Annotated in this window: 20 protein-coding genes; 6 read left to right on the forward strand and 14 right to left on the reverse strand. The window is 69.7% G+C overall.

Translation table 11 applies throughout. From position 1 onward, the window contains the following. Positions 1–326: 326 nt before the first annotated feature. Positions 327–1,175: an LLM class flavin-dependent oxidoreductase gene (locus tag ON21_RS23890; protein ID WP_039800978.1), complete on the reverse strand. Its 849-nt coding sequence runs from the start codon at positions 1,173–1,175 to the stop codon at positions 327–329. A 268-nt stretch (positions 1,176–1,443) separates the two neighbouring features. On the opposite strand from ON21_RS23890, the gene ON21_RS23895 reads away from it, so the two are divergent. Both ON21_RS23895 and ON21_RS23900 read left to right on the forward strand, forming a co-directional pair. After that, complete coding sequence (locus tag ON21_RS23895; protein WP_039800980.1) at positions 1,444–3,246, forward strand: ABC-F family ATP-binding cassette domain-containing protein; 1,803 nt, start codon at positions 1,444–1,446, stop codon at positions 3,244–3,246. A 166-nt stretch (positions 3,247–3,412) separates the two neighbouring features. Next, positions 3,413–3,619: a heavy-metal-associated domain-containing protein gene (locus ON21_RS23900; RefSeq protein WP_039801079.1), complete on the forward strand. Its 207-nt coding sequence runs from the start codon at positions 3,413–3,415 to the stop codon at positions 3,617–3,619. 67 nt (positions 3,620–3,686) lie between these two features. Here ON21_RS23900 and rsmA read toward each other — a convergent pair whose 3' ends face one another. From rsmA to ON21_RS23915, 4 genes are all read right to left on the reverse strand, one after another. Then, a complete protein-coding gene (gene rsmA / locus ON21_RS23905) occupies positions 3,687–4,568 on the reverse strand; it encodes a 16S rRNA (adenine(1518)-N(6)/adenine(1519)-N(6))-dimethyltransferase RsmA (protein ID WP_039800982.1) in 882 nt (293 codons plus the stop codon). A 51-nt stretch (positions 4,569–4,619) separates the two neighbouring features. Then, a complete protein-coding gene (locus ON21_RS40630) occupies positions 4,620–5,747 on the reverse strand; it encodes a resuscitation-promoting factor (protein ID WP_039800984.1) in 1,128 nt (375 codons plus the stop codon). A gap of 2 nt (positions 5,748–5,749) precedes the next feature. After that, positions 5,750–5,881, reverse strand: a complete 132-nt coding sequence (locus ON21_RS40635; protein ID WP_281032688.1) for a hypothetical protein — start codon at positions 5,879–5,881, stop codon at positions 5,750–5,752. Positions 5,882–5,956: 75 nt separating this feature from the next. Continuing rightward, a complete protein-coding gene (locus ON21_RS23915) occupies positions 5,957–6,784 on the reverse strand; it encodes a TatD family hydrolase (protein ID WP_039800985.1) in 828 nt (275 codons plus the stop codon). A 71-nt stretch (positions 6,785–6,855) separates the two neighbouring features. Here ON21_RS23915 and metG point away from each other — a divergent pair, with 71 nt between their 5' ends. Beyond that, on the forward strand, positions 6,856–8,442 hold the full coding sequence (gene metG / locus ON21_RS23920; protein ID WP_281032689.1) for a methionine--tRNA ligase: 1,587 nt from the start codon (positions 6,856–6,858) through the stop codon (positions 8,440–8,442). A 212-nt stretch (positions 8,443–8,654) separates the two neighbouring features. Next, complete coding sequence (locus ON21_RS23925; protein ID WP_039801080.1) at positions 8,655–9,323, forward strand: TetR/AcrR family transcriptional regulator; 669 nt, start codon at positions 8,655–8,657, stop codon at positions 9,321–9,323. A gap of 48 nt (positions 9,324–9,371) precedes the next feature. On the opposite strand, the gene ON21_RS23930 is transcribed toward ON21_RS23925, so the two are convergent. Together ON21_RS23930 and rsmI are read right to left on the reverse strand one after the other, a co-directional pair. Beyond that, the gene (locus ON21_RS23930) at positions 9,372–10,124 is read right to left on the reverse strand and encodes an isocitrate lyase/PEP mutase family protein (RefSeq protein ID WP_039801081.1); all 753 of its coding nucleotides are present in this window, start codon (positions 10,122–10,124) and stop codon (positions 9,372–9,374) included. 68 nt (positions 10,125–10,192) lie between these two features. After that, positions 10,193–11,041 (reverse strand): 16S rRNA (cytidine(1402)-2'-O)-methyltransferase, encoded by an 849-nt coding sequence (gene rsmI, locus ON21_RS23935; RefSeq protein ID WP_083880839.1) that lies wholly within the window; start codon positions 11,039–11,041, stop codon positions 10,193–10,195. 182 nt (positions 11,042–11,223) lie between these two features. On the opposite strand from rsmI, the gene ON21_RS23940 reads away from it, so the two are divergent. Continuing rightward, the gene (locus ON21_RS23940; RefSeq protein WP_039800989.1) at positions 11,224–12,849 is read left to right on the forward strand and encodes a dolichyl-phosphate-mannose--protein mannosyltransferase; all 1,626 of its coding nucleotides are present in this window, start codon (positions 11,224–11,226) and stop codon (positions 12,847–12,849) included. A 7-nt stretch (positions 12,850–12,856) separates the two neighbouring features. Here the strand turns inward: ON21_RS23940 and ON21_RS23945 are convergent, their stop codons facing one another. Next, positions 12,857–13,216, reverse strand: a complete 360-nt coding sequence (locus tag ON21_RS23945; protein WP_039801085.1) for a GntR family transcriptional regulator — start codon at positions 13,214–13,216, stop codon at positions 12,857–12,859. Between the two features lie 8 nt (positions 13,217–13,224). Beyond that, a complete protein-coding gene (gene arcA, locus ON21_RS23950) occupies positions 13,225–14,481 on the reverse strand; it encodes an arginine deiminase (RefSeq protein WP_086006479.1) in 1,257 nt (418 codons plus the stop codon). Positions 14,482–14,616: 135 nt separating this feature from the next. On the opposite strand from arcA, the gene soxR reads away from it, so the two are divergent. After that, the gene (soxR, locus tag ON21_RS23955) at positions 14,617–15,105 is read left to right on the forward strand and encodes a redox-sensitive transcriptional activator SoxR (RefSeq protein WP_039800994.1); all 489 of its coding nucleotides are present in this window, start codon (positions 14,617–14,619) and stop codon (positions 15,103–15,105) included. Here the strand turns inward: soxR and ON21_RS23960 are convergent. The 5 genes from ON21_RS23960 to ON21_RS23980 form a co-directional block, all read right to left on the reverse strand. Continuing rightward, positions 15,074–15,964, reverse strand: coding sequence for an SDR family oxidoreductase (locus ON21_RS23960; protein ID WP_083880840.1), 891 nt, complete (start codon positions 15,962–15,964; stop codon positions 15,074–15,076). The genes soxR and ON21_RS23960 overlap by 32 nt on opposite strands. A 63-nt stretch (positions 15,965–16,027) precedes the next feature. After that, positions 16,028–17,155: a glycosyltransferase gene (locus ON21_RS23965; protein WP_039800998.1), complete on the reverse strand. Its 1,128-nt coding sequence runs from the start codon at positions 17,153–17,155 to the stop codon at positions 16,028–16,030. A 93-nt stretch (positions 17,156–17,248) separates the two neighbouring features. Beyond that, complete coding sequence (locus ON21_RS23970) at positions 17,249–19,066, reverse strand: putative bifunctional diguanylate cyclase/phosphodiesterase (protein WP_051021282.1); 1,818 nt, start codon at positions 19,064–19,066, stop codon at positions 17,249–17,251. Positions 19,067–19,133: 67 nt separating this feature from the next. Further along, complete coding sequence (locus ON21_RS23975) at positions 19,134–21,269, reverse strand: Rv1355c family protein (RefSeq protein ID WP_039801004.1); 2,136 nt, start codon at positions 21,267–21,269, stop codon at positions 19,134–19,136. Next, the gene (locus ON21_RS23980; protein ID WP_039801006.1) at positions 21,259–22,032 is read right to left on the reverse strand and encodes a hypothetical protein; all 774 of its coding nucleotides are present in this window, start codon (positions 22,030–22,032) and stop codon (positions 21,259–21,261) included. The genes ON21_RS23975 and ON21_RS23980 overlap by 11 nt, the downstream gene beginning before the upstream one ends. Positions 22,033–22,066: the final 34 nt, after the last annotated feature.

Consider the following 22,066-nt stretch of genomic DNA (forward strand, 5'->3'; position numbering starts at 1 on the left):
CGGTCGAAGCGCGCCGGACCACGGCGCTGGCGACTACACCGCAGTCGCGAGCGCGTTCGTCCAGGTACCACGTGGCCCGACGCATCGGTTCCGCGCCTTGTCGGCCGCGCCGCGGCGATCCGGGCAGCCCGGCCGAAACAGCATGAGCTCCGATGGGTGTCCACTGCGATGATGCGATGACACTGCGGCGAGCACAGTATCTTCCGTGGCCTCTTGCCGAACGCGCGGGAATACTCGGCATCGCGACCGGTGCACAGCGCAGGCCGGTCAGCCGATCCAGCGGGAACGCTCGGCATCACCGAGCGCCTCGCGATGCGCAGCCTTGCTCAGGGCAGCAGGTCGGCGAGCCGATCGACCTGCTCGGCGTCGCGCCCGTAGCAGTAGAACATCACCTCGTCCGCGCCGAGATCGCCGAATTGGGCGAGTGCCGTGCGGATCTGCGCGGGCGTGGTGAGCATGCCCGCGAGCATGTCCTCGGCGCGGCCGCTGAACTCGTAGTAGGCGCCCATCGACGCGCGGGCGTCCGCGAGCACGTCGTCCGGACCGAGAGCGACGTTGACCTGGGCGACGATCCGCGGCTCGCCCGCTCGGCCGTGGTCGGTCCAGGAACGGCGCACGGTGTCGAACAGGCCGCCCGCCCAGGACGGCGGGGCGGCGGCGAGAAATCCACCGCCCCATCGGCCGACGCGCTCGAGCGCGGCGGGCTGGAAACCGCCGAACAGGATCTCGGGCCCTTCCGGGCGCAGCGGCGCGGGGCCGATCGGCCCGCAGTCCTCGCCGTACGGCTCACCGGCCCACAGGCGGCGCATGAGCGCGACGTGCTCGTCGAGGCGGCGGCCCCGGGTGCGCAGGTCGGTGCCCGAGGCCAGGTGATCGTCCGCGCGACCGCCGACGCCGAGGCCGAGCACCAGCCGTCCGCCGGACATCCGGTCCAGCGTGGCGGCCTGTTTGGCGAGCAGCACCGGGTCACGCAGCGGCGCGAGCAGCACTTCGGTCTGAACTTCGACGCGGCTGGTCGCGCCTGCGATCATGGCCAGCGCGATCAGCGGTTCGGGGTTGTCGTAGACCAGCCGGTCGAGCAGGCCGAGCGTGCGGAACGGGCCCGCGTCGGCGCGCCGGGCCCAGTCGAGCAGCGCGGCGGGGTCGGAAATGGGCAGGCCGAGGCCGACATGCATGGGAATCCTCCAGAGAACATGCGGAATGGGAACGGAGCCGCCCGCCGACGCCTCTGCTCGAGGCGGGCGTCCCACTCTGCGGCTGTATTTCTGGGGAGCGCCGATTCGGTTTCATCGAACGAACAGTGTTCGTTCGCGATCAATCTAAACGAACAGCGTTCGTCCCGCAAGCTCTCCGCCGTTCGCCGGGACGACAGGCGGTCCGCCCAGGTCGGTACGCTGGCTCGGGGCGCTGATCGGACCGCCCCCGCAAGACACGGAAGGATCCATGTCCAACCTGATCAATCTCGAACAGGTCCACAAGAGCTTCGGGATCAAGCCGCTGCTGGACAACGTCTCGCTCGGCGTGCACGCCGGCGAACGGATCGGAGTCGTCGGCCTCAACGGCGGCGGCAAGACCACCCTGCTCGAGGTGCTCACCGGCATCGAGGAACCCGACAGCGGCCGGGTCAGCAGGCTCGGCGGCCTGCGCATGGCGGTGGTGACCCAGCGCGGCACGCTGCCCGCGGGCGCGACGGTCGGTTCGGTGGTGCTGGCCGGGTTGGCCGACGACGCGATGACCGACGAGGTCGCCGAACACGAGTGGGCCGCCGACCCACGCATCCGCTCGGTGATGGAGGGCATCGGCATCGCGGATCTCGGCATGGACACCTCGGTGGACAACCTCTCCGGCGGCGAGCGCCGCCGGGTCGCGCTCGCCGCCGCGCTGGTGCGCGAACTCGACCTGCTCGTGCTCGACGAGCCGACCAACCATCTGGACGTCGAGGGCGTGCAGTGGCTCGCCGCCCATCTGCTCGGCCGCCGCAGCGCACTGGTCGTGGTGACCCACGACCGCTGGTTCCTCGACACCGTCGCCACCAGCACCTGGGAGGTGGTCGGCGGCAAGGTCGAAAGCTACGAGGGCGGCTACGGCGACTGGATCTTCGCCCGCGCCGAGCGCGCCCGCCAAGCGGACGCGTCCGAGGCCCGGCGGCGCAATCTGGCCCGCAAGGAACTGGCCTGGCTGCGGCGCGGCCCGCAGGCGCGCACCTCCAAACCGCGCTACCGGGTCGAGGCCGCCGAAGCCCTGATCGCCGACGTGCCGCCGCCGCGCGACAGCGTCTCGCTGGCGGCCTTCGCGCGCAAACGCCTCGGCCGGGTCGTCGTCGAGCTGGAGGACGTCACGCTCACCACGCCGGACGGCCGGGAACTGGTGCGGGACCTGACCTGGCGGCTGGCGCCGGGCGAGCGCGTCGGCCTGGTCGGCGTCAACGGCTCGGGCAAGACGACGCTGTTGCGCACCCTGGCGGGCGACACCGACGCGACCTTGGCCGCGGGCAAGCGCGTCCAAGGCCAGACCGTCCAGATCGGCTGGCTGCGCCAGGAACTCGACGACCTGCCCACCGACCTGCGCGTGCTGGAGGCGGTGCAGCAGGTCGCGCAGCGAATCATGCTGGGCGACAAGGAGATCTCGGCGGGACAGCTGGCCGAGCGGCTCGGCTTCACCCCCGCCCGCCAGCGCACGCCGGTCGGCGATCTGTCCGGCGGCGAACGGCGGCGCCTGCAACTGACGCGCATCCTCATGTCCGAACCGAACGTGCTGCTGCTCGACGAGCCGACCAACGACCTGGACATCGACACCCTGCAACAGCTGGAGGACCTGCTCGACAACTGGGCGGGCACGCTGGTCGTGATCAGCCACGACCGCTACCTCATCGAGCGGATCTGCGACTCGACCTGGGCGCTGTTCGGCGACGGGAAGCTCACCAACCTGCCCGGAGGCATCGAGGAGTATCTGACCAAGCGCGCGGCCCTGGCGGCGAACCAGACCCGCACCGCCGCATCGGAAGCCAAGCCCGCCGACGCCCCGGCCACCGATTCCGCGGCCTACCGCGCGGCCCGCAAAGAGCTGACCCGGCTGGAACGCGCCATCGATAAGCTTTCCGAGCGCGAGCAGCGCTTGCACGTCGCGCTGACCGACGCCGCCACCGACCCGGACAAGCTGGTCACCCTCGGCGCGGAACTCAAGCAGGTACTCGCGGAGAAGGAAACGGCCGAAGAGCGCTGGCTGGAACTGGCCGAAGGCGTGTGAGCCGCACCGCCCGGTTCGCAAAGCCGCTGAGCGCGTCCAGGGCGGACTCGCGGCCCCGGCGCCCATCACGCCGACACCCCTTGCGGTAAATACCCGCAGGGGGTATCTTTCGATACGTCGGGTACCCCCCGCCCGTATGAATGAGATGGATGCGAAGGAGTCGGACATGCCCACCACCACCTACACCGTCACCGGGATGACCTGCGGGCACTGCGTCAGCTCCGTCAAGACCGAGATCGGCAAGATCGACGGCGTGACCAGCGTGGATGTCGACCTCGCCAGCGGCGCCGTCCGCGTCGACAGCACCGCGCAGATCGCGGACGCCGATATCGTCGCCGCCGTGGACGAAGCCGGCTACGAAGTCGCCGTCTGACCCGGCCCGCCCCTGTTCGCGTGGCTCCGCTACCCGCCGATGCCGGTAGCGGAGCCACTGCTTTGCGCTACGCCTGGGCCGCCAGCCGGACGAAGGCGGCGGTGTCGAGGGTTTCGCCACGGGCGGTGGGAGCGATGCCCGCGGCGAGCAGACGGCGCTCGGCTTCGGCGGGCGAACCGGCCCAATTGGCGAGCGCCGCGCGCAGCGTTTTGCGGCGTTGCGCGAAGGCGGCGTCGACGACCTCGAAGACCCGGCGGCGGTGCTCGTCGTCCATCGGCCACGGCGGCTCGGCGAAGCGGTCGATCCGGACCAGACCGGACTCGACTCGCGGAACCGGCCAGAACACTTGGGTGCCCACCGCCCCGGCGCGCCGGACCGTCCCGAAGAAGCCCGCCTTCACACTGGGCACGCCATAGATGCGGCCGCCGGGCTCGGCGGCCAGGCGATCGGCCACTTCGGACTGCACCATCACCAGGGCGACCGCGATACCGGGCAATTCGGCGAGCAGATGCAACAGCACCGGAACGGCCACGTTGTACGGGAGATTGGCCACCAGCGCGGTCGGCGTGGCGGGCAGATCCGCGGCGGTGACACGCAGGGCGTCCGCCTCGACCACCGACAGGCGCGCCGCGAGTTCCGGCGCCCGGTCCGCGACGGTCACCGGCAGATGGCGCGCCAGCACCGGATCGATTTCGACGGCGACCACCGAGTCCACCACGTCCAGGAGTGCGAGGGTCAGCGAACCGAGACCGGGCCCGACCTCGAGCACGACGTCTCCGCGCCCCACCCCGGCGGCCGCGACGATCCGCCGCACCGTGTTCGCGTCGTGCACGAAGTTCTGCCCGAGTTGCTTGGTCGGCCGCACCCCGAACCGCTCGGCGAGCACCCGCACTTCGGCGGGCCCGAGCAGCGCCGCACTCCCACGAGCGGAAATATCAGGTTCGGACACCTCGAGAATCTATCAACCGGCATATCCGGCCGGCCGTGACGTCTCCCCGTATCAGCTGATGCCCAGACGACCGGTGCATGCGGGCCAAGCGCCCCAGCCCTGCCGCTGCCGGGTGATCTCCGCGATGGCGATCTGCTCTTCCCTGGTGGCCAGGTCGGCGCGCGGGGCGTACCGCAGCCCGCCCTGCCGCTCCCAGGTGCCCTGGTCGAACTGCACGCCGCCGTAGTAGCCGTTGCCGGTGTTGATCGACCAGTTGCCGGTGGACTCGCAGCGGGCCAGCGCGTCCCAGACGTCGCCGTCGCGCACCGGGGGCACCTCGGTGCCCGGCTTGGCTCCCTTGCGGACCGTCTTCGGCTGCGCGGCCACGGTGACCGTGGAACCGACCGCCTGACGGCCCACTTCCTGGCCGTTGACCATGGTGACCGCGAACGTGACGTTCTGGACGCCGGGAGCGCCGGGGGCCTCCACCACCGTGCGGCTCATGTTCATGGTCGGGTCCTCGATGACGTTCTCCGGCGGATCCAGCGGCAGCGTCTCGGTGTGCTGTTCGACTCGCTTGCGCGTCACGGTGACGCGCAGCCCGTTGGTCAGCGGGGTGGACGCGGCCGGCTCGACGGAGTCCTGCTCGATCAGCGGGATTCCGGTCACCTCGAGGAATTTGCCCACGGTGGGTGCGGCGGCGCGCACGTCCACCGGATTGCCCATGCCGTCCACCAGCGAGACCACGCGCGGCGTCGCGATCGTCAGCGACGCGCCCTGCAGCGGGAGCCGCTCGTCACGGGCGGGTGAGACGTACACCTCTTTCGGGATCTTCAGCTGTTCGAGCGCCTCGCCCGCGGTCACGCCGGTGGTCCAGACCTTCTGCGTCATTCCGTCGACCGACAGATCGACCTCTTTGGCGCGGTTGAGCGTGATCGTCGCGCCGTCGGCGATGTGCGCGGCCAGGGCGGGAGCCACCTTGTCGCGGTCGGTCACGGCGAAGCCCGCAGCCTTCAGCACACCGCGCACGTCGCGCGACATCGTGGTCTGGAAGAGCTTCTCGCCGTCCACGACGACCGTCACCGTCTTGCGATTCACGATCGCGAGACCGGCGCCGACGATCAGCGTCAGCAGCAGCGCGCCGACCGCGATGTAGAGCAGCGGCGAACGCGACTGGTTGATCCGCGTGAAGGGGGACATGGTCACAGCACGATAACGAGGGGGTCCGGCGCCGACAACAGCAAGCTCAGGAACAGCGCCTTTTCAATATCACGATCAAATATCGACCCCGCAGGTAAATCACGAAACGGGACGCCGAAAGTGACATAGGACACATTTCGTGTACACCGATGCATTACGGGCATCCGTGATGCCCCTCGGGTGCGCGCGCCCCTCGGCGGGCGTCCCGCTCAGATCCGGTAGACGCGACGCGCGTTGGCGGTGGTGATCTTCGCCAGTTCCAGCGGATCCTGCTCGCGCAACTCGGCCAGCGCCCGCACGGTGTACGGCAGGCAGTACGGCTCGTTCGGCGCGCCGCGGAACGGATGCGGGGTCAGATACGGCGCGTCGGTCTCGACCAGGATCTGATCGTCCGGCACCACCTTGGCCGCCTCGCGCAATTCGTGCGCGTTCTTGAAACTCACCGTTCCGGAGAAGCTCAGGATGTAGCCCTCGGCCACGCACGACAGCGCCATGTTCGTGTCCGAGGAGAAGCAGTGGAAGATCACGCGGTCCGGCGCGCCCTCGTCCAGCAGCACGGTGAGCAGGTCGTGGTCGGCCTCGCGGTTGTGGATCATCAGCGGCTTGCGCACCCGCTTGGCCAGGTCGATGTGCCAGCGGAAGCCCTCGATCTGCGTCTCGATGTCGGCGCAGCCGTCCAGCTTGCCCGGCCAGTAGTAGTCCAGGCCCGTCTCGCCGACGGCGACCACCCGCGGGTCGTCGGCCAGGCGCTCCAGCTCAGCCTTCGCGTCGTCGTCGAGCGCGTTCGCCCTGGTCGGGTGCAGCGCGACGGCGGCGAACACGCGATCGTCCCAGTGCGCGGCCCGCACCGCCCACTGGGCGGCGGCCAGGTCGTCGGCGACGGTGACCACCCGGCCCACGCCGACCGAAGCGGCGCGGTCGACGATCGCGACGGTGGACGCCGCGTCGGTCGCGCCGCAGGCGTCCAGGTGGGTGTGCGCGTCCACGATCGGTGCCAGCGGCTCGGGCAGCTCGGGTGCGGAACGCTTCGCACTCATCGGCGGCCACCCCGCGGCGCGGACGCCGGGACCCGCGAATCGACGAGGGGCATATTCACGCGAGCGAAAGAATGCACGCGCATTACAGTAGACACACCATGAGCGCAGCTGACCGCCCCGCCTTCTACATCACCACGGCCATCGCCTATCCGAACGGCGCGCCGCACATCGGGCATGCGTACGAGTACATCTCGGCCGACGCCATCGCCCGCTTCAAGCGCCTCGACGGCTACGACGTGTTCTTCATGACCGGCACCGACGAGCACGGCCAGAAGATGCAGCAGGCCGCGGCCGCCGAGGGCATCCCGGTGGAAGAGCTCGCGGCCCGCAACTCCGACGTGTTCGAGGCGCTGGACAAGACGCTCGACATCTCCTTCGACCGGTTCATCCGCACCACCGACGCCGACCACCAAGCGGCCAGCGTCGCCATCTGGGAGCGGATGCTGGCCAACGGCGACATCTACCTCGGCAATTACTCCGGCTGGTACTCGGTGCGCGACGAGGCGTTCTACACCGACGAGGAGACCACGGTGCTGGAGGACGGCACCCGCATCTCCACCGAGTCCAAGACGCCGGTCACCTGGACCGAGGAGTCGAACTACTTCTTCCGGCTGTCGGCCTACCAGGACAAGCTGCTGGCCCTCTACGAGGAGCATCCGGAGTTCATCGCGCCCGCCACCCGGCGCAACGAGATCGTCAGCTACGTCAAGGCGGGTCTGAAGGACCTGTCCATCTCGCGCACCACCTTCGACTGGGGCGTGCCGGTGCCCGACCATCCCGATCACGTCATGTACGTGTGGGTGGACGCGCTCACCAACTACATCACCGGCGTCGGCTTCCCCGACACCGACTCCGCGGCCTTCACCAAGTTCTGGCCCGCCGACGTGCACATCATCGGCAAGGACATCACGCGGTTCCACACGGTGTACTGGCCCGCGTTCCTGCTCTCGGCCGGAGTGGAACTGCCGAAGCGCGTCTTCGTGCACGGGTTCCTGTACAACAAGGGCGAGAAGATGTCCAAGTCGGTCGGCAACGTGGTCGACCCGCTGGAGCTGGTCGAGAACTACGGCTTGGACGCGGTGCGCTTCTTCCTGCTGCGCGAGATCTCCTACGGCCAGGACGGCAGCTACAGCCACGAGGCCATCGTGAGCCGGATCAACAGCGACTTGGCCAACGAGTTCGGCAACCTGGTGCAGCGCAGCACCAAGCTGGTCGCGCGCGACTGCGGCGGCGTGGTGCCTACGCCGGGCGAGTTCACCGACGACGACCGCGCCCTGCTGGATCTGGCGGGCGGTCTGCTGGAGCGCTGCCGGACCGAATTCGACGCCCAGCAGATGCATTTGGCGCTGGAGGCGATCTGGCTGGCCCTCGGCGAGACGAACCGGTATTTCTCCGCGCAGGCGCCGTGGGCGCTGGCGAAGTCGGGCACCCCGGAGGATCTCGCCCGCGAGGCCACCGTGCTGTACGTGACGCTGGAGGTGCTGCGCATCGTCGCGATCCTGGTGCAGCCGGTGATGCCGGGATCGGCGGGCCGCATCCTCGATCAGCTAGGGCAGCAGAGCCGGACCTTCGCCGATATCGCGACGCCGATCGAGCCCGGGTTGGCGCTGCCCGCGCCGGAACCGGTGTTCCCGAAGTACGTCGAACCGAAGGACTGACCCCCTCCGTCCTGCCGTAACCATAAGGCGCACAACGGTTTCGCGGTGCTCCACGGCGGCATGCCCACGGATGGATCCACCTGGCTTCCCGTCGTGGAATGTGTTGTCGGATAATGAAACACCGGTTCGCGGCCTGGCGACGCCCCCGGACCGTGTGCGATCGGTACGACGACGTTCCGTTCGGAATCGGTTCCGGCACAGAGAGGGCACACATGGGCCAGCAGCACGCGACGGCATCCGTTCACCGGTCCGGTTTCGCCGAGCGGCATCGGGCGGCACGCGAAGCCGTGCTCACGTCGCAACGCGGCAGGCTGGTCGAGGCGATGGTGGAGTCCGTCGACAACAAGGGCTACCCCGCCACCACCCTCACCGATATCGTTGCCAGAGCCAGAGTCTCGCGAACGACCTTCTACGACCATTTCGCGAACAAAGAGGAGTGCTTCGCCGAGGCGGTGCACACCGGCGTCGACATCATGGCGACCAGGATCGCCGACGAACTGGCCCAGCTGCCGCCGGACGCCGACGCCTACGCGAAGATCGAATCCATCGTGGTCACCTTCTGCCAGACCGTCGCCACCGAGCCGGATTTCGCCCGGCTGGTGCTCGTGGAGTCGTTCAAGGTGAACCAGGACGCCGTCGGCTACCGCGACCTGGCGGTGGACCGCTTCGCCCAGTTGTACCGGGTGTTCTACGACCAGGCTCGCGCGGCGGACCCGACGCTCCCCGAACTGTCCGACGGGCTGATCGCCCTGATCCCGGACGCGATCGGCGAGCGGACGCGGCGGATCATCGTCTCCGACGGACCCGCGCGCGTCCCGGACATGGCGCCGCTTTTCGTCCAGTTCGTCATGAGCGCCCTGGGGCTGTCGGTTCCCTCCTGAACGCGGCCCGGTGACTGTCACCGGGCGCGTCATCGCTTTCCGCCCGTCTCACTTCCAGCGGTCGAGCAGGGTATTGATCTCCTTGGTCAGCGCGGCCTGCAGGAACGGGCCGAAGGTGATCCGCGCTACGCCCTGGTCGGCGAGGGCGGCCTTGTCGGCCTGATCCGGGAGGACGGTGGCGCTGATCGGCAGCGGCAGCTCACCGGTCAGGCGGCGCATGTCGGCCTCGGCGTGGCGGCCCACCGGGAACAGCACGTCGGCGCCCGCCTCGGCGGCCAGCTTCAGCCGCTCGATGGCGCGGTCCACGCGGTCGGCCTCGTCCCCGTCCTGGCGCAGGAACAGATCGGTGCGCGCGTTGATCACCACGTGCACCCCCGCCGCGTCGGCGGCCTTGCGGAGCCCGTGCACGAGGTCGGCGTGTTCCTGGCCGGTGCGCAGGCGCCTGCCCTCGCTGTGCACGGTGTCCTCGATGTTCAGTCCGATCGCCCCCGCCGCGAGCAGGCCCTCGACCAGCCGTGCCGGCTCCTGCCCGTAGCCCGACTCGATGTCCACCGACACCGGGACATCCACCGCCGCCGTGATCTGCCGTACCCGGGTCAGCGACTCGTCGAACGTCATCCCTTCCCCGTCCGAGCGGCCGATCGAATCGGCCAGCGGATGACTGCCCACTGTCAAGGCCGGAAAGCCCGCCGCGACGGCGACTTTCGCGGACCAGGCATCCCACACCGTCGGGAAGACGCCCGGATCACCCGGCACGTGCAACCCGAGAAACGTCGTGGCTTTGCTCTCCAGAGAAGTCATACCGATGATCATGCCCGCCGCCCCGCTCCGGGTCGACCACCCGCGCGGAGCGAAGCGGCCGCGGGCGGCTAGGAGGTGCGGCGCGCGGCCAGAACCGCATCGTAGAGTTCGCGACGGGAGACGGCGTGGGCAGCGGCGACCTCGGCGCAGGCGTCCTTCAGACGCACGCCGGTCGCGGTGCGGGACTCCACGGCGTCCACCAGGTCCGCGGGGTCGGTGGCGGGGGGCTGGGCGCCCGCGAGCACCACGGTGATCTCGCCGCGTGCGCCCTCGACAGCCCACTCGGCCAGTTCGGCCAGGGTCCCCCGGATCACTTCCTCGTAGGTCTTGGTCAGCTCCCGGCAGACGGCGGCGCGGCGATCCGGGCCGAGCACCTCGACCGCGTCGGCCAGGCAGTCGGCGAGCCGGTGCGGCGCCTCGAAGAAGACACAGGCGCGCGGTTCGGTGATCAAGGTGCGCAACCACTCCCGGCGCTGACCGGATTTGCGCGGCGGGAATCCGTCGAAGCAGAACCGTTCGACCGGCAAGGCCGACAGCGCCAGCGCCGTGGTCACCGCCGACGGACCGGGCAGGCAGGTCACCGGCAGGTCCCGCTCGACGCACGCCGCCACCATGCGATAGCCGGGATCGCTCACCGACGGCATGCCCGCGTCGGTCACCAGCAGCACCGTGCGGCCGTCGGCGATCTCGTCGAGCAGCATCGGGATCCTGGCGGTCTCGACGTGGTCGTAGAAACTGACCACCCGGCCGGAGATCTCGACGCCGAGCGCCTTGGCCAGCGATCTGGTGCGGCGGGTGTCCTCGGCGGCGACGACATCGGCCGTCGCCAGCGCCTCGCGCAGCCGCTGCGAGGCGTCACCGACATCACCCATCGGCGTCGCCGCGAGCACCAGCCCGCCCGCCGTCTCGTCAGCCACCGCACTCCTGTCCGCATCATGTATCCGGCGACAACCGCCCACCCGCAGCCTATCCACCGCCACCACCGGCCCCAGCAGACACCGGCGCAACGAGGTTCGGCAGCCTTCATGACGGAAACCCCGAACCCCCCAACTGGTACGGCCTGAAGACCCGGAGAGGCGGAGGAGCATACGATCGGGGCGTGACCCAGGTGACCGACCAGCGCGCGACCGCACGGTTCGGAACCGTGCCCTCCTGGTCGAGCCCTGGACCGCTGCGGCCGCCGCCCGACTTCGGGCCGACCGACCGCGCGCGCGGCTGGCTGGTGACGGCATTCCTCACCGCGATCGCGGCGGTGACGCGCTTCACCATGCTCAACTACCCGACCGACGCGGGCACCCCCGTGTTCGACGAGAAGCACTACGCCCCGCAGGCCTGGCAGATGCTCACCGGCGGCTGGGTGGAGGACAACCCCGGCTACGGGCTGGTGGTGCATCCCCCCGTCGGCAAGCAGTTCATCGCGATCGGCGAGGCGATGTTCGGCTACAACGGCTGGGGTTGGCGCTTCACCGCCGCGCTCGCCGGAACGGTGTTGGTACTGCTGGTGATCCGGATCACCCGGCGGATGACGCGCTCCACCCTGATCGGCGCGATCGCGGGCATCCTTCTGATCGCCGACGGGCTGACCTTCGTCTCCTCGCGCATCGGCATGCTCGACATCTTCATGGCGCTGTTCGTCACCGCCGCCTTCGGCTGCCTGATCGTCGACCGCGACGAGGTGCGCGCCCGGATCGCGCGCGCCGACGCGGAAGGCCGGATCGGCGTGACGGACTGGGGACCGCGCCTCGGGGTGCGCTGGTGGCGCTTCGGCGCCGGCGTGCTGCTCGGGCTGGCCTGCGGAACCAAATGGTCCGGCATCTACTTCATCGCCGCCTTCGGCCTGATGAGCGTCTACTTCGACCTCTCGGCGCGGCGGCTATACGGGGTGCGCCGTCCGTGGCTGGGAGTGGCGCTGCGCGACATCGGCCCCGCGCTGTACGCGCTGGTGCTCATCCCCCTCGGCGTCTACCTGGCCAGTTACTGGGCCTGGTTCACGAGCGAGACCGGCGTGTACCGGTACATGCCGGGCAATCCGTCCGCGCCGACGGACCCGATCGGCACCGGAGGATTCTGGTCGCATGTGGTGCCCGGCGCGCTGCGTTCGCTCTGGTACTTCAACGCCAGATCGCTGGAATTCCACACGGAGCTGACCAATTCGGCCGGCAACCATCACCCTTGGGAATCCAAGCCGTGGACCTGGCCCATGGGCCTGCGCCCGATGCTGTACTACTACGCCGACAGCGGCGTCACCGGTTGCGGGCAGACCCAGTGCGTGAAGGCCGTGATGCTGATCGGGACGCCCGCCATCTGGTGGGTAGCCTTCCCGGTGCTGGCCTGGATGCTGTGGCGCGCCGTGGTCCGTCGCGACTGGCGCCACGGCGCGGTGCTGGTCGGCTACGGCGCCGCGCTGCTGCCCTGGTTCGCCACCCTCGACCGGCAGATGTACTACTTCTACGCCGTCCCGATGGCCCCGTTCCTGGCGATGGGCGTGGCGCTGACGCTCGGCGACGTGCTGGGCCCGGCGCGTCCGAGCACCATCCCGCGCAGCCCCGCGGGGACCTATCTGCCCGCACCGCCGAACGAACGGCGCAGCCTCGGGCTACTCGCGGTCTGCCTCTACCTGGGCCTGGTGATCGCCAACTTCATCTGGCTCTGGCCGATTCTCACCGCGCTGCCGATCACTCCGGGCAACTGGCACGACCATCTCTGGCTGCCCAGCTGGCGCTGAGAGCACGTCAACTTTCCAAGGCTGCCTGCACATATCGGAGGGCGGTCGCGTCGTCCAGACCCAATCTGCGCACGGTCGCGACGTAGGCGGTGGCCGCGCGGCCCGCCACGTCGCGGGTCGGATCGCCGGACGAAGCGATGAAGGAGCCTTGCCTGCCCCGGGTTTCGACCACCCCGTCGGCCTCCAGCTCGCGGTAGGCGCGCGCCACCGTGTTGGGGGCGAGGCCGAGTTGGGCGGCGAGGGCGCGGACGGTCGGGATCTTGGTTCCTGCGGTCAGCTCGCCGGAGCGCACCTGGGCGATGATGCCGAGGCGTAGCTGCTCGTAGGGCGGCACAGTCGAGTCGTGCGAGACCGTGATGGTGAACATGCCCGCGCTCACAGCTCGTCGCGGGACAGCGGACAGGACAGGCAGCGCGGGCCGCCGCGGCCGGAGCCCAGTTCGGAGCCGGGGATGCGCAGCACCTCGATGCCTTCGTCCTCCAGCCTGGCGTTGGTCATCTCGTTGCGCTCGTAGGCGACGACGACGCCGGGAGCGAGCGCGAGGGTGTTGTTGCCGTCGTCCCACTGCTCCCGTTCGGCGGTGACGCCGTCCAGCCCCGTGTCGATCACCCGGAGCTTGCCGATGCCCATCGCCTCGGCGGCCGCGGGCAGGAACGGATCGGGGCCGCTGATGCCGACCCGGCCGCTGCCGAGCCGTCCGCCGTAGTCGTCCTCCTTGCGGATGGTGAAGGCGCACAGCGATTCGCGCACCGCCGGATACATCACCACGGCGTCCGCGTCGACCATGGTGCACACCGTGTCCAGGTGCATGGTCGCGCGGGTCTGCGCGATCGGCACCACCAGCACGGTGTGGGCGAGGTCGTCGTCGAACAGGCTGCGCGCCAGGGCTTCCGCGCCCGCGGGCGAGGTGCGCTCGCCGACGCCCACCGCGACCACGCCCTCCGACAGCAGCAGCACGTCACCCCCTTCGATCGGGGCGGTGTGCGATTCGTACGCCCGGCGCACCCCGAGGAAACGGGGATGGAAGGCGTAGATGAGATCGGTCAGCGAGGTCTCCCGGCCGCGGGCGGGCAGTGCGAGGGAGGTGATCGCGACGCGCGGACCGACCCAGAACGAGGAATCCCTGGTGAACAGCAGATTGGGCAGCGGATCGATGACGAAGTCGCCGCCGTGGTGCATGCGGCGTACCAGCGATGTGGCGTCGGGCCCGAACGGCAATTCGTCGAAGGTCATCCCCGCCATCAGGATGTCGGCCAGTTCCCCGGCGGGCACGCCGCGCAGGAAGGCGGCCAGTTCGTCGGCCAGCGTATGCCCGAGCCTGCGCGCGTCGACCGCGGCCGAGATGCCCTGGATACGGGCGGCGCCGCTGACCTGGATGGTCTCGGCGAGCAGGTCCGACAGCAACAGCACCTCGGTGCCGCGGCTGCGCAGGACCTCGGCGAACGTGTCGTGTTCCTGCTGCGCGCGCTCCACCCACGGGATACCGTCGAACAGCAGCTGGTCGTTGTTGCGCGGAGTGAGCCTGCGCAGCTCGTTGCCCGGCCGGTGCAGCAGCACCGTACGCAGCGCGCCGACTTCGGACGTCACGGCCAAACGCGCACCCTCCCGCGCGGACACAGCATCTGCTCCCATGATCGAACCGTAGTGCGCCGCGGCCGGAAGAGCACGGTAAACCCGGCTTCTCGTATGGATCGCTTCGCGACTGGCGAATCCGGTCCCAGCACACCCTAACCTCAAGTATTGTTGAGGTGATTGGGAGGAGCGTGCATGTCGACAGCAGCCGATTGGCGGGCGAAAGAGCTGACTCCGGGCCAGCTCTCCGAGCGTAGTGGAGTCGCGGTCTCCGCGTTGCACTTCTACGAACGCGAGGGGCTCATCACGAGCAGACGCACCAGCGGGAATCAGCGCAGATATGCCCGCGAGACCTTGCGCCGCGTGGCGTTCATCCGCATCTCCCAGCGTGTCGGCATACCGCTGAGCGAGATCAGGGCGGCGCTGGATCAACTGCCGGAGGGCCGCACGCCCACCCGGCGCGACTGGGAGACCCTGTCCACCGCTTGGCGCGCCGACCTCGACGACCGGATCACCCAGCTGATCCGGTTGCGCGACAGCCTCACCGGCTGCATCGGCTGCGGCTGCCTGTCCCTCGGCACCTGCCGCCTGGTCAACGAGCACGACCGGCTCGGCGCCGAAGGTCCCGGCGCGCGCGTGCTCGACGTGCAGCTCAACTGCCCGTCGAAGCCAGCAGCCTGCTGAACCGCGCGCTGGTACGCCGCATCGCGAACTCGTAGGGAAGGGCGAACTTGCGCTTCCACCAGTAACCGAAGCGGATGTCGAACGAGCTGTAGATCAGGAATCGGTCGCGTTCGATCCCGCGCAGGATCGCCGTCGCCACCCGCTCCGGCGGCACCGCGTGCTCGGTGAACGCCGCGGTGAGCCGCTTGATCTTCGGGTCCTCTTTGTTCACGCCGACCAGCTCGACGCTGTGCACCAGCGGAGTGTTCACCGCGCCCGGCGCCACCAGATGCACCGTGATGCCGTGTTGCGCCAGATCCACCCGCAAGACCTCGGACACGCCGCGAATGCCGTATTTGCCCGCGCTGTAAGCCGCGTGCCAGGGCAGCGCGAGCAGGCCCGCCGCCGACGACACGTTCACCAGCGCACCGCCCTTGCCCGCGCGCACCATGGGCGGCACGAAAGTCTCGATGACGTGGATCGGCCCCATCAGGTTGACCTCCACCATGCGCCGCCAGTGCTTGTGCTCCAGGTTCTCCACAGTCCCCCACACCGAAGTGCCCGCGATGTTCATGACCACGTCCAGGCTGCCGAGTTCGTCGTGCACCCGGTCGGCGAAGGCGCGCACCGCGTCGTAGTCGGTGATGTCCAGTGCTTGTGCCGCGGCGACCCGCCCGCCCGCGGCGCGGATGTCCGCCACGGTGGCGTCCAGGCCATCGGCGTTGATGTCGGTGAGCACCAGTTCCGCGCCGTCCGCGGCGGCGGCCAGCGCGGTGGCCCGTCCGATGCCGCTGGCCGCGCCCGTGACCAGAACCTTCGCATCGCGCACCGTCGTTCGCCCCGCTCGTCCGCGACCTCTACCCAGCACTGCGCATCCCATCTCGAATCGCCGAATCGGTTCTCCGCAGGGTAGTCCAGCGGACGTGCGCCGACCGGGAGGCCGCTAACGACCCAGAACCGCGAGCATGCCCGCGACGGCCCGCGACCAGGTGAACTGCTCGGCGCGGCTGCGCGCGGCGCTGCGCCGACGGGCCTGCGGCATGGCCAGCACGTCGCTGACCGCCTGGGCGAACGCGGACGGATGGTCGGCGGCCACCGCGCCGCAGTCGGCGGTCACGATGTCGGCCAGCGCGGAGGACCGGCTCGCCACCACCGGCGTGCCCGCCGCGAGCGCTTCCAGCGCCGCGAGGCCGAAGGTCTCGTGCGGGCCGGGCGCCAGCGAGACGTCCGCCGTGGCGAGCAGTTTGGCGACCATCGCGCGCTCGGCGATGAAGCCGGTGAAGTGCACGGCGGGCACCCCGCCCGGCAGCGGGGCCAGCGCGCGGGCCCGCCGCCGCAACGCCTCCCGGCGCGGACCGTCCCCGGCGACGACCAACCGCGCCTCGATACCCGCCTCCCGCAACGCGCCGACCGCCTCGATGCTGCGATCCACCCGCTTCTCGACCGACAACCGGCCGCAGTGCACCAGCAGCGGATGACCCGGCACGCCCAGATCGGCGCGCAGCCTGCGATCGCGCCGGTGCGGGTTGAACAGATCGAGGTCGACGCCGAGCGGGACCAGCTCGACGTTCTCCGCGCCGATGCGCAGGAACTCCTCGCGCGCGAAGCGGGTGGTGCACACGACGATGTCGTAGTCGGTGGCGGTGTGCCGGTTGGCCATGTCGGCGCAGCGCCGCGCCATCGGACCGGGCAGCACCTGACCCAGCAGCCGGTCGAGCCGCTCGTGCGAGATCATCACGCCCGCCACGTCGCGCCGCCGCGCCCAGCGACCGAAGCCGCGCAGCGTCAGCCGGTCGGAAACCTCGAGCACGTCGGGCCGCAATCCGTCCAGGACGTCGGCCACCCGGCGCGGATCCGCGGCACGGTAGCCGCCGGTCCACGGAATGGCCAACGCGGGCAGCGTGATTCGTACGACCCCGGTGGGCAGGATCTCCTCCGACCGGCGCGGGCCCGGCACGATCAGCACCACATCGTGTCCCGCGGCGACGTAACCCTCGCCCAGATGGTGCAGCGCCGTGCGCAACCCACCCGACCGCGGGCCGTAGAAGTTCGCAAGCTGAACTATGCGCACGTGGCCGATCGTGCAGCGGATCGGGTTACCAGCGCCCAACGCCGTATGAACGGCCGTGAAAGAACGGGCTAACCGGCGGCGGAGGCCGTGATCTCAGTGCGCGGGCAGCCCGCGGCCTGCCCGCGGCAGATCGAGATCCAGCGGGATCCGGCCCGCCGCGAGATGCGTCTCGACCTGCTCGGCGGGCATCGGTTTCGCGATCAGGAAGCCCTGCGCGCGGTAGCAACCGAGGCCGACCAAGGTGCGCGCGGCGACCGCCGTCTCGACGCCCTCGCCGACGACGCCGAGCCCGAACGAACCGGCCAGGCCGATGATCGATTTCACGATGGCCAGATCGTCGGTGCTCGCGCCGAGCCGTTGCACGAAACCCCGATCGATCTTCACCGCGTCCACCGGCAGCGCCTTCAGATGCGACAGCGAGCTGTAGCCGGTGCCGAAGTCGTCGATGGCGATCTGCACGCCCATGCGCTTGAGACCGCGCAGCGTGACCTGGGTGCGGGCCAGATCCTGGACCACGACGTGCTCGGTGATCTCCAGGCACACCGAACTGCCGTCGATGCCGAACAGGCGCAGGATGTCCTCGATGCGCTCGACGAAATCGAGGCTCACCAACTGCACCGGCGACACGTTGATCCGCATCACGACGTTGCCGGCCAGACCGCGCCTGCGCCATTCGGCGAATTGCGCGCACGCCGACCGGATCACCCAGCGCCCCAGCTCACCGGCCAGGTTGGTGGCCTCGGCGACGGTGACGAACGCCGCGGGCGGCAGCAACCCCCTGGTCGGGTGCAGCCAGCGGACCAGCGCCTCCAACGCGACGATGCGGCCCGTGCGCAGATCCACCTCGGGCTGGTAGTGCAGCAGCAGCGAGCCGTCCGACACCGCGCCGCGCAGGTTGAGCTCCACGTCGTCCTGGAGCTCGAACTGCGCGCGCATGGTGTCGGTGAACACCGCGACGCCGTTGCCGCCGCCCGATTTCGCCGACAACAGCGCGTGATCGGCGCGGCGCAGCACGTCGGCGACGGTGGTCTCCCCGGGAAAGCCGAGCGCCACCCCGACGCTTGCGCCCCGGCTGACCGACTCACCGCCGACGGTGACGCGCCGGGCGATCAGCTGCTGGATGCGGTTCGCCTCGTACTCGGCGGCCACCGCGTCCATCGGCTTGGCGGGAACGATGACGAATTCGTCGCCACCGAGTCGGGCGATCATGTCGTTCGGATCCAGGTTCTCCCGCAATCGCGTCGACAAGGTGCGGATGAAGTTGTCCCCGGCGGTGTGACCGAGGAAATCGTTGAGTGCTTTCAAGCGGTCCAGGTCGAGGAAGAAAGCGGCCACCGGGCCGGGGCTACCCGCTCGTAATCGCTCTTCCATGTGCTCGAGCAGCGCGCGCCGGTTCGCCAGCCCGGTCAGGTCGTCGTGCAGCGCGATATATCGGAGACGCTCCTCCGCGACCACCCGCGCTTGCAGTTGCGCGAACAGCGCCGCGATGGCTTTCAGCACGTTGAGTTCGCGATTGCTCCACTCCCGGTCGCCGGACTTGACGAACCCGAGCACACCGGTCGGCTCGCCACGGGACATGAGCGGCACCGCCGCCGAGGTCACCCCGACGATGCCCGAACCGCGGCGGACGGTCTCCTGGTAGTCGGCGAATTCCGGGGTCGGGCGGGCGACCATCGGCTCGGTCGCGTTCTCCAGTGCGCGAAACACCGGGTCGGCGCCGTCGAAGTAGATCACGCCGAGCGGATCGGGATCCGGGATGTTCTGCCGGTGCGGCCACTCGGCGACGAGTACGGTTGCCCGGCGTTCGCGGTCGGTGTGCCGCACGTAGCTGAAGTCCACGTCGAAGTACTCGACCAACTGCGCGAGCACGCGCTCGGTGGCGGCGACCATGGTCGTGGCGTCCACACCCATGAGCTCAGAGGCGACCTGGGTCACCAACGAGTCGAGTGTCCGCCGTGGCACATTGTCTCCGATCGCGCTAACTACTGGTGTCCACACCGAGCACCGGACGCCGCCTGCTGCGTACGGTGGCGGCGGAGGCGTAGCTCAGGCGAAGCACCAACGCCATGGTCTCATGCTCAGGCACTTCCAGCAGGTCCAGGAAACGGCCCTGAAGTGACGCTAGTGTATCCGCGAAGTCGGGGGAAATCGCAGCAAGTTCCACCGGGCGTCGGGCATAGAGGTATACCGGGGAAATCGGCTGCACGCACAATCCGAGGCGCTCGGCGCGCACCCAAACCCGCGCTACCGCCGCTCCCGCGGCCGCGTAGTCGGTCAATCGAGGGTCGATCGCGTCGAATGTCACCGCCACAATGGCGGAGCTGGACCGCACCCGGTCACCGGTGTATTTCCCCAGCGCCGACCCGCCCGACCAGGAGCGCACCTGCGCCATGACATCGGCGCGGGTGGTGATCTCGAATGCCGCCCACTCGTCGTCGGTCAGCTCCAGACTGCGCGCATCGATTCCGGTCTCCGGGTCGTCGTCGGCCCAACGGACTTCGGCGAGCATTTCCTCGTATAAGCGAGGCGTGAGATAGCGAATTCGGTCGGAATCCCCCAGCAAACGTGCAGCTTCCTCGATGTCCTCCCGTTCCACGACGGCACGAAGACGCGCCCCGGCCGATTCGGCGGCCACCGTGAGCGCGTCGAGTACGCCGTCGGCCAGCCGGGCCCCGGTGCCCACCCTGCGGTTCGTTTCGCGACGCAGGACAGCGGGATAGTCGGCTGCCAGCTCGGCATCGCGATCGTTCCCCAGCCGCAGGCGGGCGAGGAGGCGACCGGACCCCGGCGCGCCCTCGACGTACTCGTGCGGGCCGAGGATTCCGTGCGCGGCCGCCGCGACCCGCGCGTTGTACACGGCCGCGCCGAGCGCGACGGCGCTGCCGCGATAGCCGATGTCCATCGCCGTGCTGTACTCCGGCGCCAGCTCGATGGCGACGTCATCCGCTCCGGCTCGCAACGACCACGGTTGCATGTTTCCCCCGGACGGAGCCCGTTGCGCGCAGGCGAGAACGCTCTCCAGTGGCCCGGTGACGTGCTCTGGCGGCGCCTCGGCCCACACCGGCTCGTCGTTCGGCGGCGGGTCGGCCAGCTCGTCGAGGTGCGCTTCCACATCGACCCGGACGCGACCGGAATCCAGCTTCCACCCCAGTCCGATGCGCCGCACGGCGGCGGCCACGCTCGCGGCGCCGAGGCCGACGTCGCCGGCCAGCTGCGGCCAGCTGTTCACCGTCTCGCCGACTTCGACCAAGCTCGCGCCCAGCCGCGCCGACAGCCCGGCGGCGCCGAGCAGCTTCACCACGTACGGCGCCTTCTCCCGCGACGTCAGCCCGCGCAGATCCCGCGCGCTCACCTCGCCGAGTAATCCGTGAAACGCCGGGCGCCCGGGTTCGAGATCGAAACGCTCGACGTCCAGCAAACCGCGGTCGCTGGTTTCCATCAGCACGGGAATTCGGTGCCGAGCCGCGGCCTCGCGGATCACGAGTTTCATATCGAGCGAATCACATTCCTCGACCACGATGTCGAGGCCGTCCAGGAATTCGTCCACGGAATTCTCGTCGACTCCCGCTTCGAAGACTCGCACCGGAAGATAAGGGTCCAACTCGGCGATACGGCGCGCGGTTACCACCGCTTTGTTGACGCCGATGTCGAACAGCGTTCCCGCGACCCGGTTGAGATTCGACAACTCGATATCGTCCAGGTCCGCCAAGCGCAGTCCCCCGCAAACGCCCTCGAGCGCGAGCAGATGCGCGATCGCGTGCCCCGCGCTTTGTCCGATGATCCCGATCGTGTGCCCGGCCAGACGATCCTGTTCGGCCCTGGTGAGTTTGTTCCGATTGCGATCCAGCCGGATCAACCGGAAAGTACGCGGCCCGGGCAATCCGATCACCGCGGCGCGCCACGGATAGTAGATCCAGCGATCCGCTTCCGGCCCTTCCGGAATATCCGGCGCGGCGACCATTCCGCTGTGTTCGGCGCGCAACGACGCGCGCAGGTCGAGGAATTCGATGCGCGAGTCGTCGCGCAGCGCGGCGAGTATCCGCGCGTCCTCCGGATCGGCGAGGTCGAGGATCAGTGGCCGATGGTCCGCCGCTCGGCTCCGGTCATCGCCCATGTCCGCGCCGGCCCTCCGTCGTCCGCCCGATCCCGCAGCGCATGTCGGGCGGACGCACGGTCGGCAGGCCGAGCGCGTGCTGTTCGCGTTGCGTCAGGGATCGCTGCGACTCCTCGGCTGACGCGGCATGTCCTCGGGTGTCCCACCACAGCGGAACCGTTCGGTAGCGCTCGTCCGGATACGGCACCGCGGGAATGTGTTCGGCCGCGACGGCGCCGCAGGCCTCGTGGCGGGCCACGGTGAAGGAGGCCACCGTCGCGAAGCCGTAGCGGGCGCCGAGCAGGCGCGCGCCGTGCAGCACGGTGCGCGAGATCGCGGCGCTGAGCTCTCCCCGGTTGGCGGCATCGCGAGCGACCCACGCGCCTTTGGCCTCGATCACGCCCTGCGGTATCCGGTCGGCGATCATCTGCCGCAAGTCGTCCGCGCCCGGCTGACCGGCCCATTCCACCAGCGCGTGCGCCTGCCGCGGGTCGGTGTAGGGACCTTGCATCCGCACCCCGGCGACCATGCCGCCGTCGGCGTCGAGCGCGGCGAAGAACAGCGAAGACGACGCGCCGTCGGCGACCGTTTCGTATTCGAGCGCGTGTTCGACTCCGAAACGCCGGTAAACGTCGCGCGCACCGTGTAGATACCGGTCCCAGAGTTCCGGCTGAGCGCCCGGTTCGGAGACAAAGAACGCACACTCGGATTGCGCGTCGTAATACCGTCGCACTCCCCGCCCACGGGAGTTCCTCGGCACGACTGCAATCAGATCCACAGTCATGTTGTTCCTACTCCATCGCCGCGCTGCCATGCGC

The organism is Nocardia araoensis NBRC 100135 (genome assembly GCF_000308435.1).
Classification (GTDB): Bacteria; Actinomycetota; Actinomycetes; order Mycobacteriales; family Mycobacteriaceae; genus Nocardia; species Nocardia araoensis.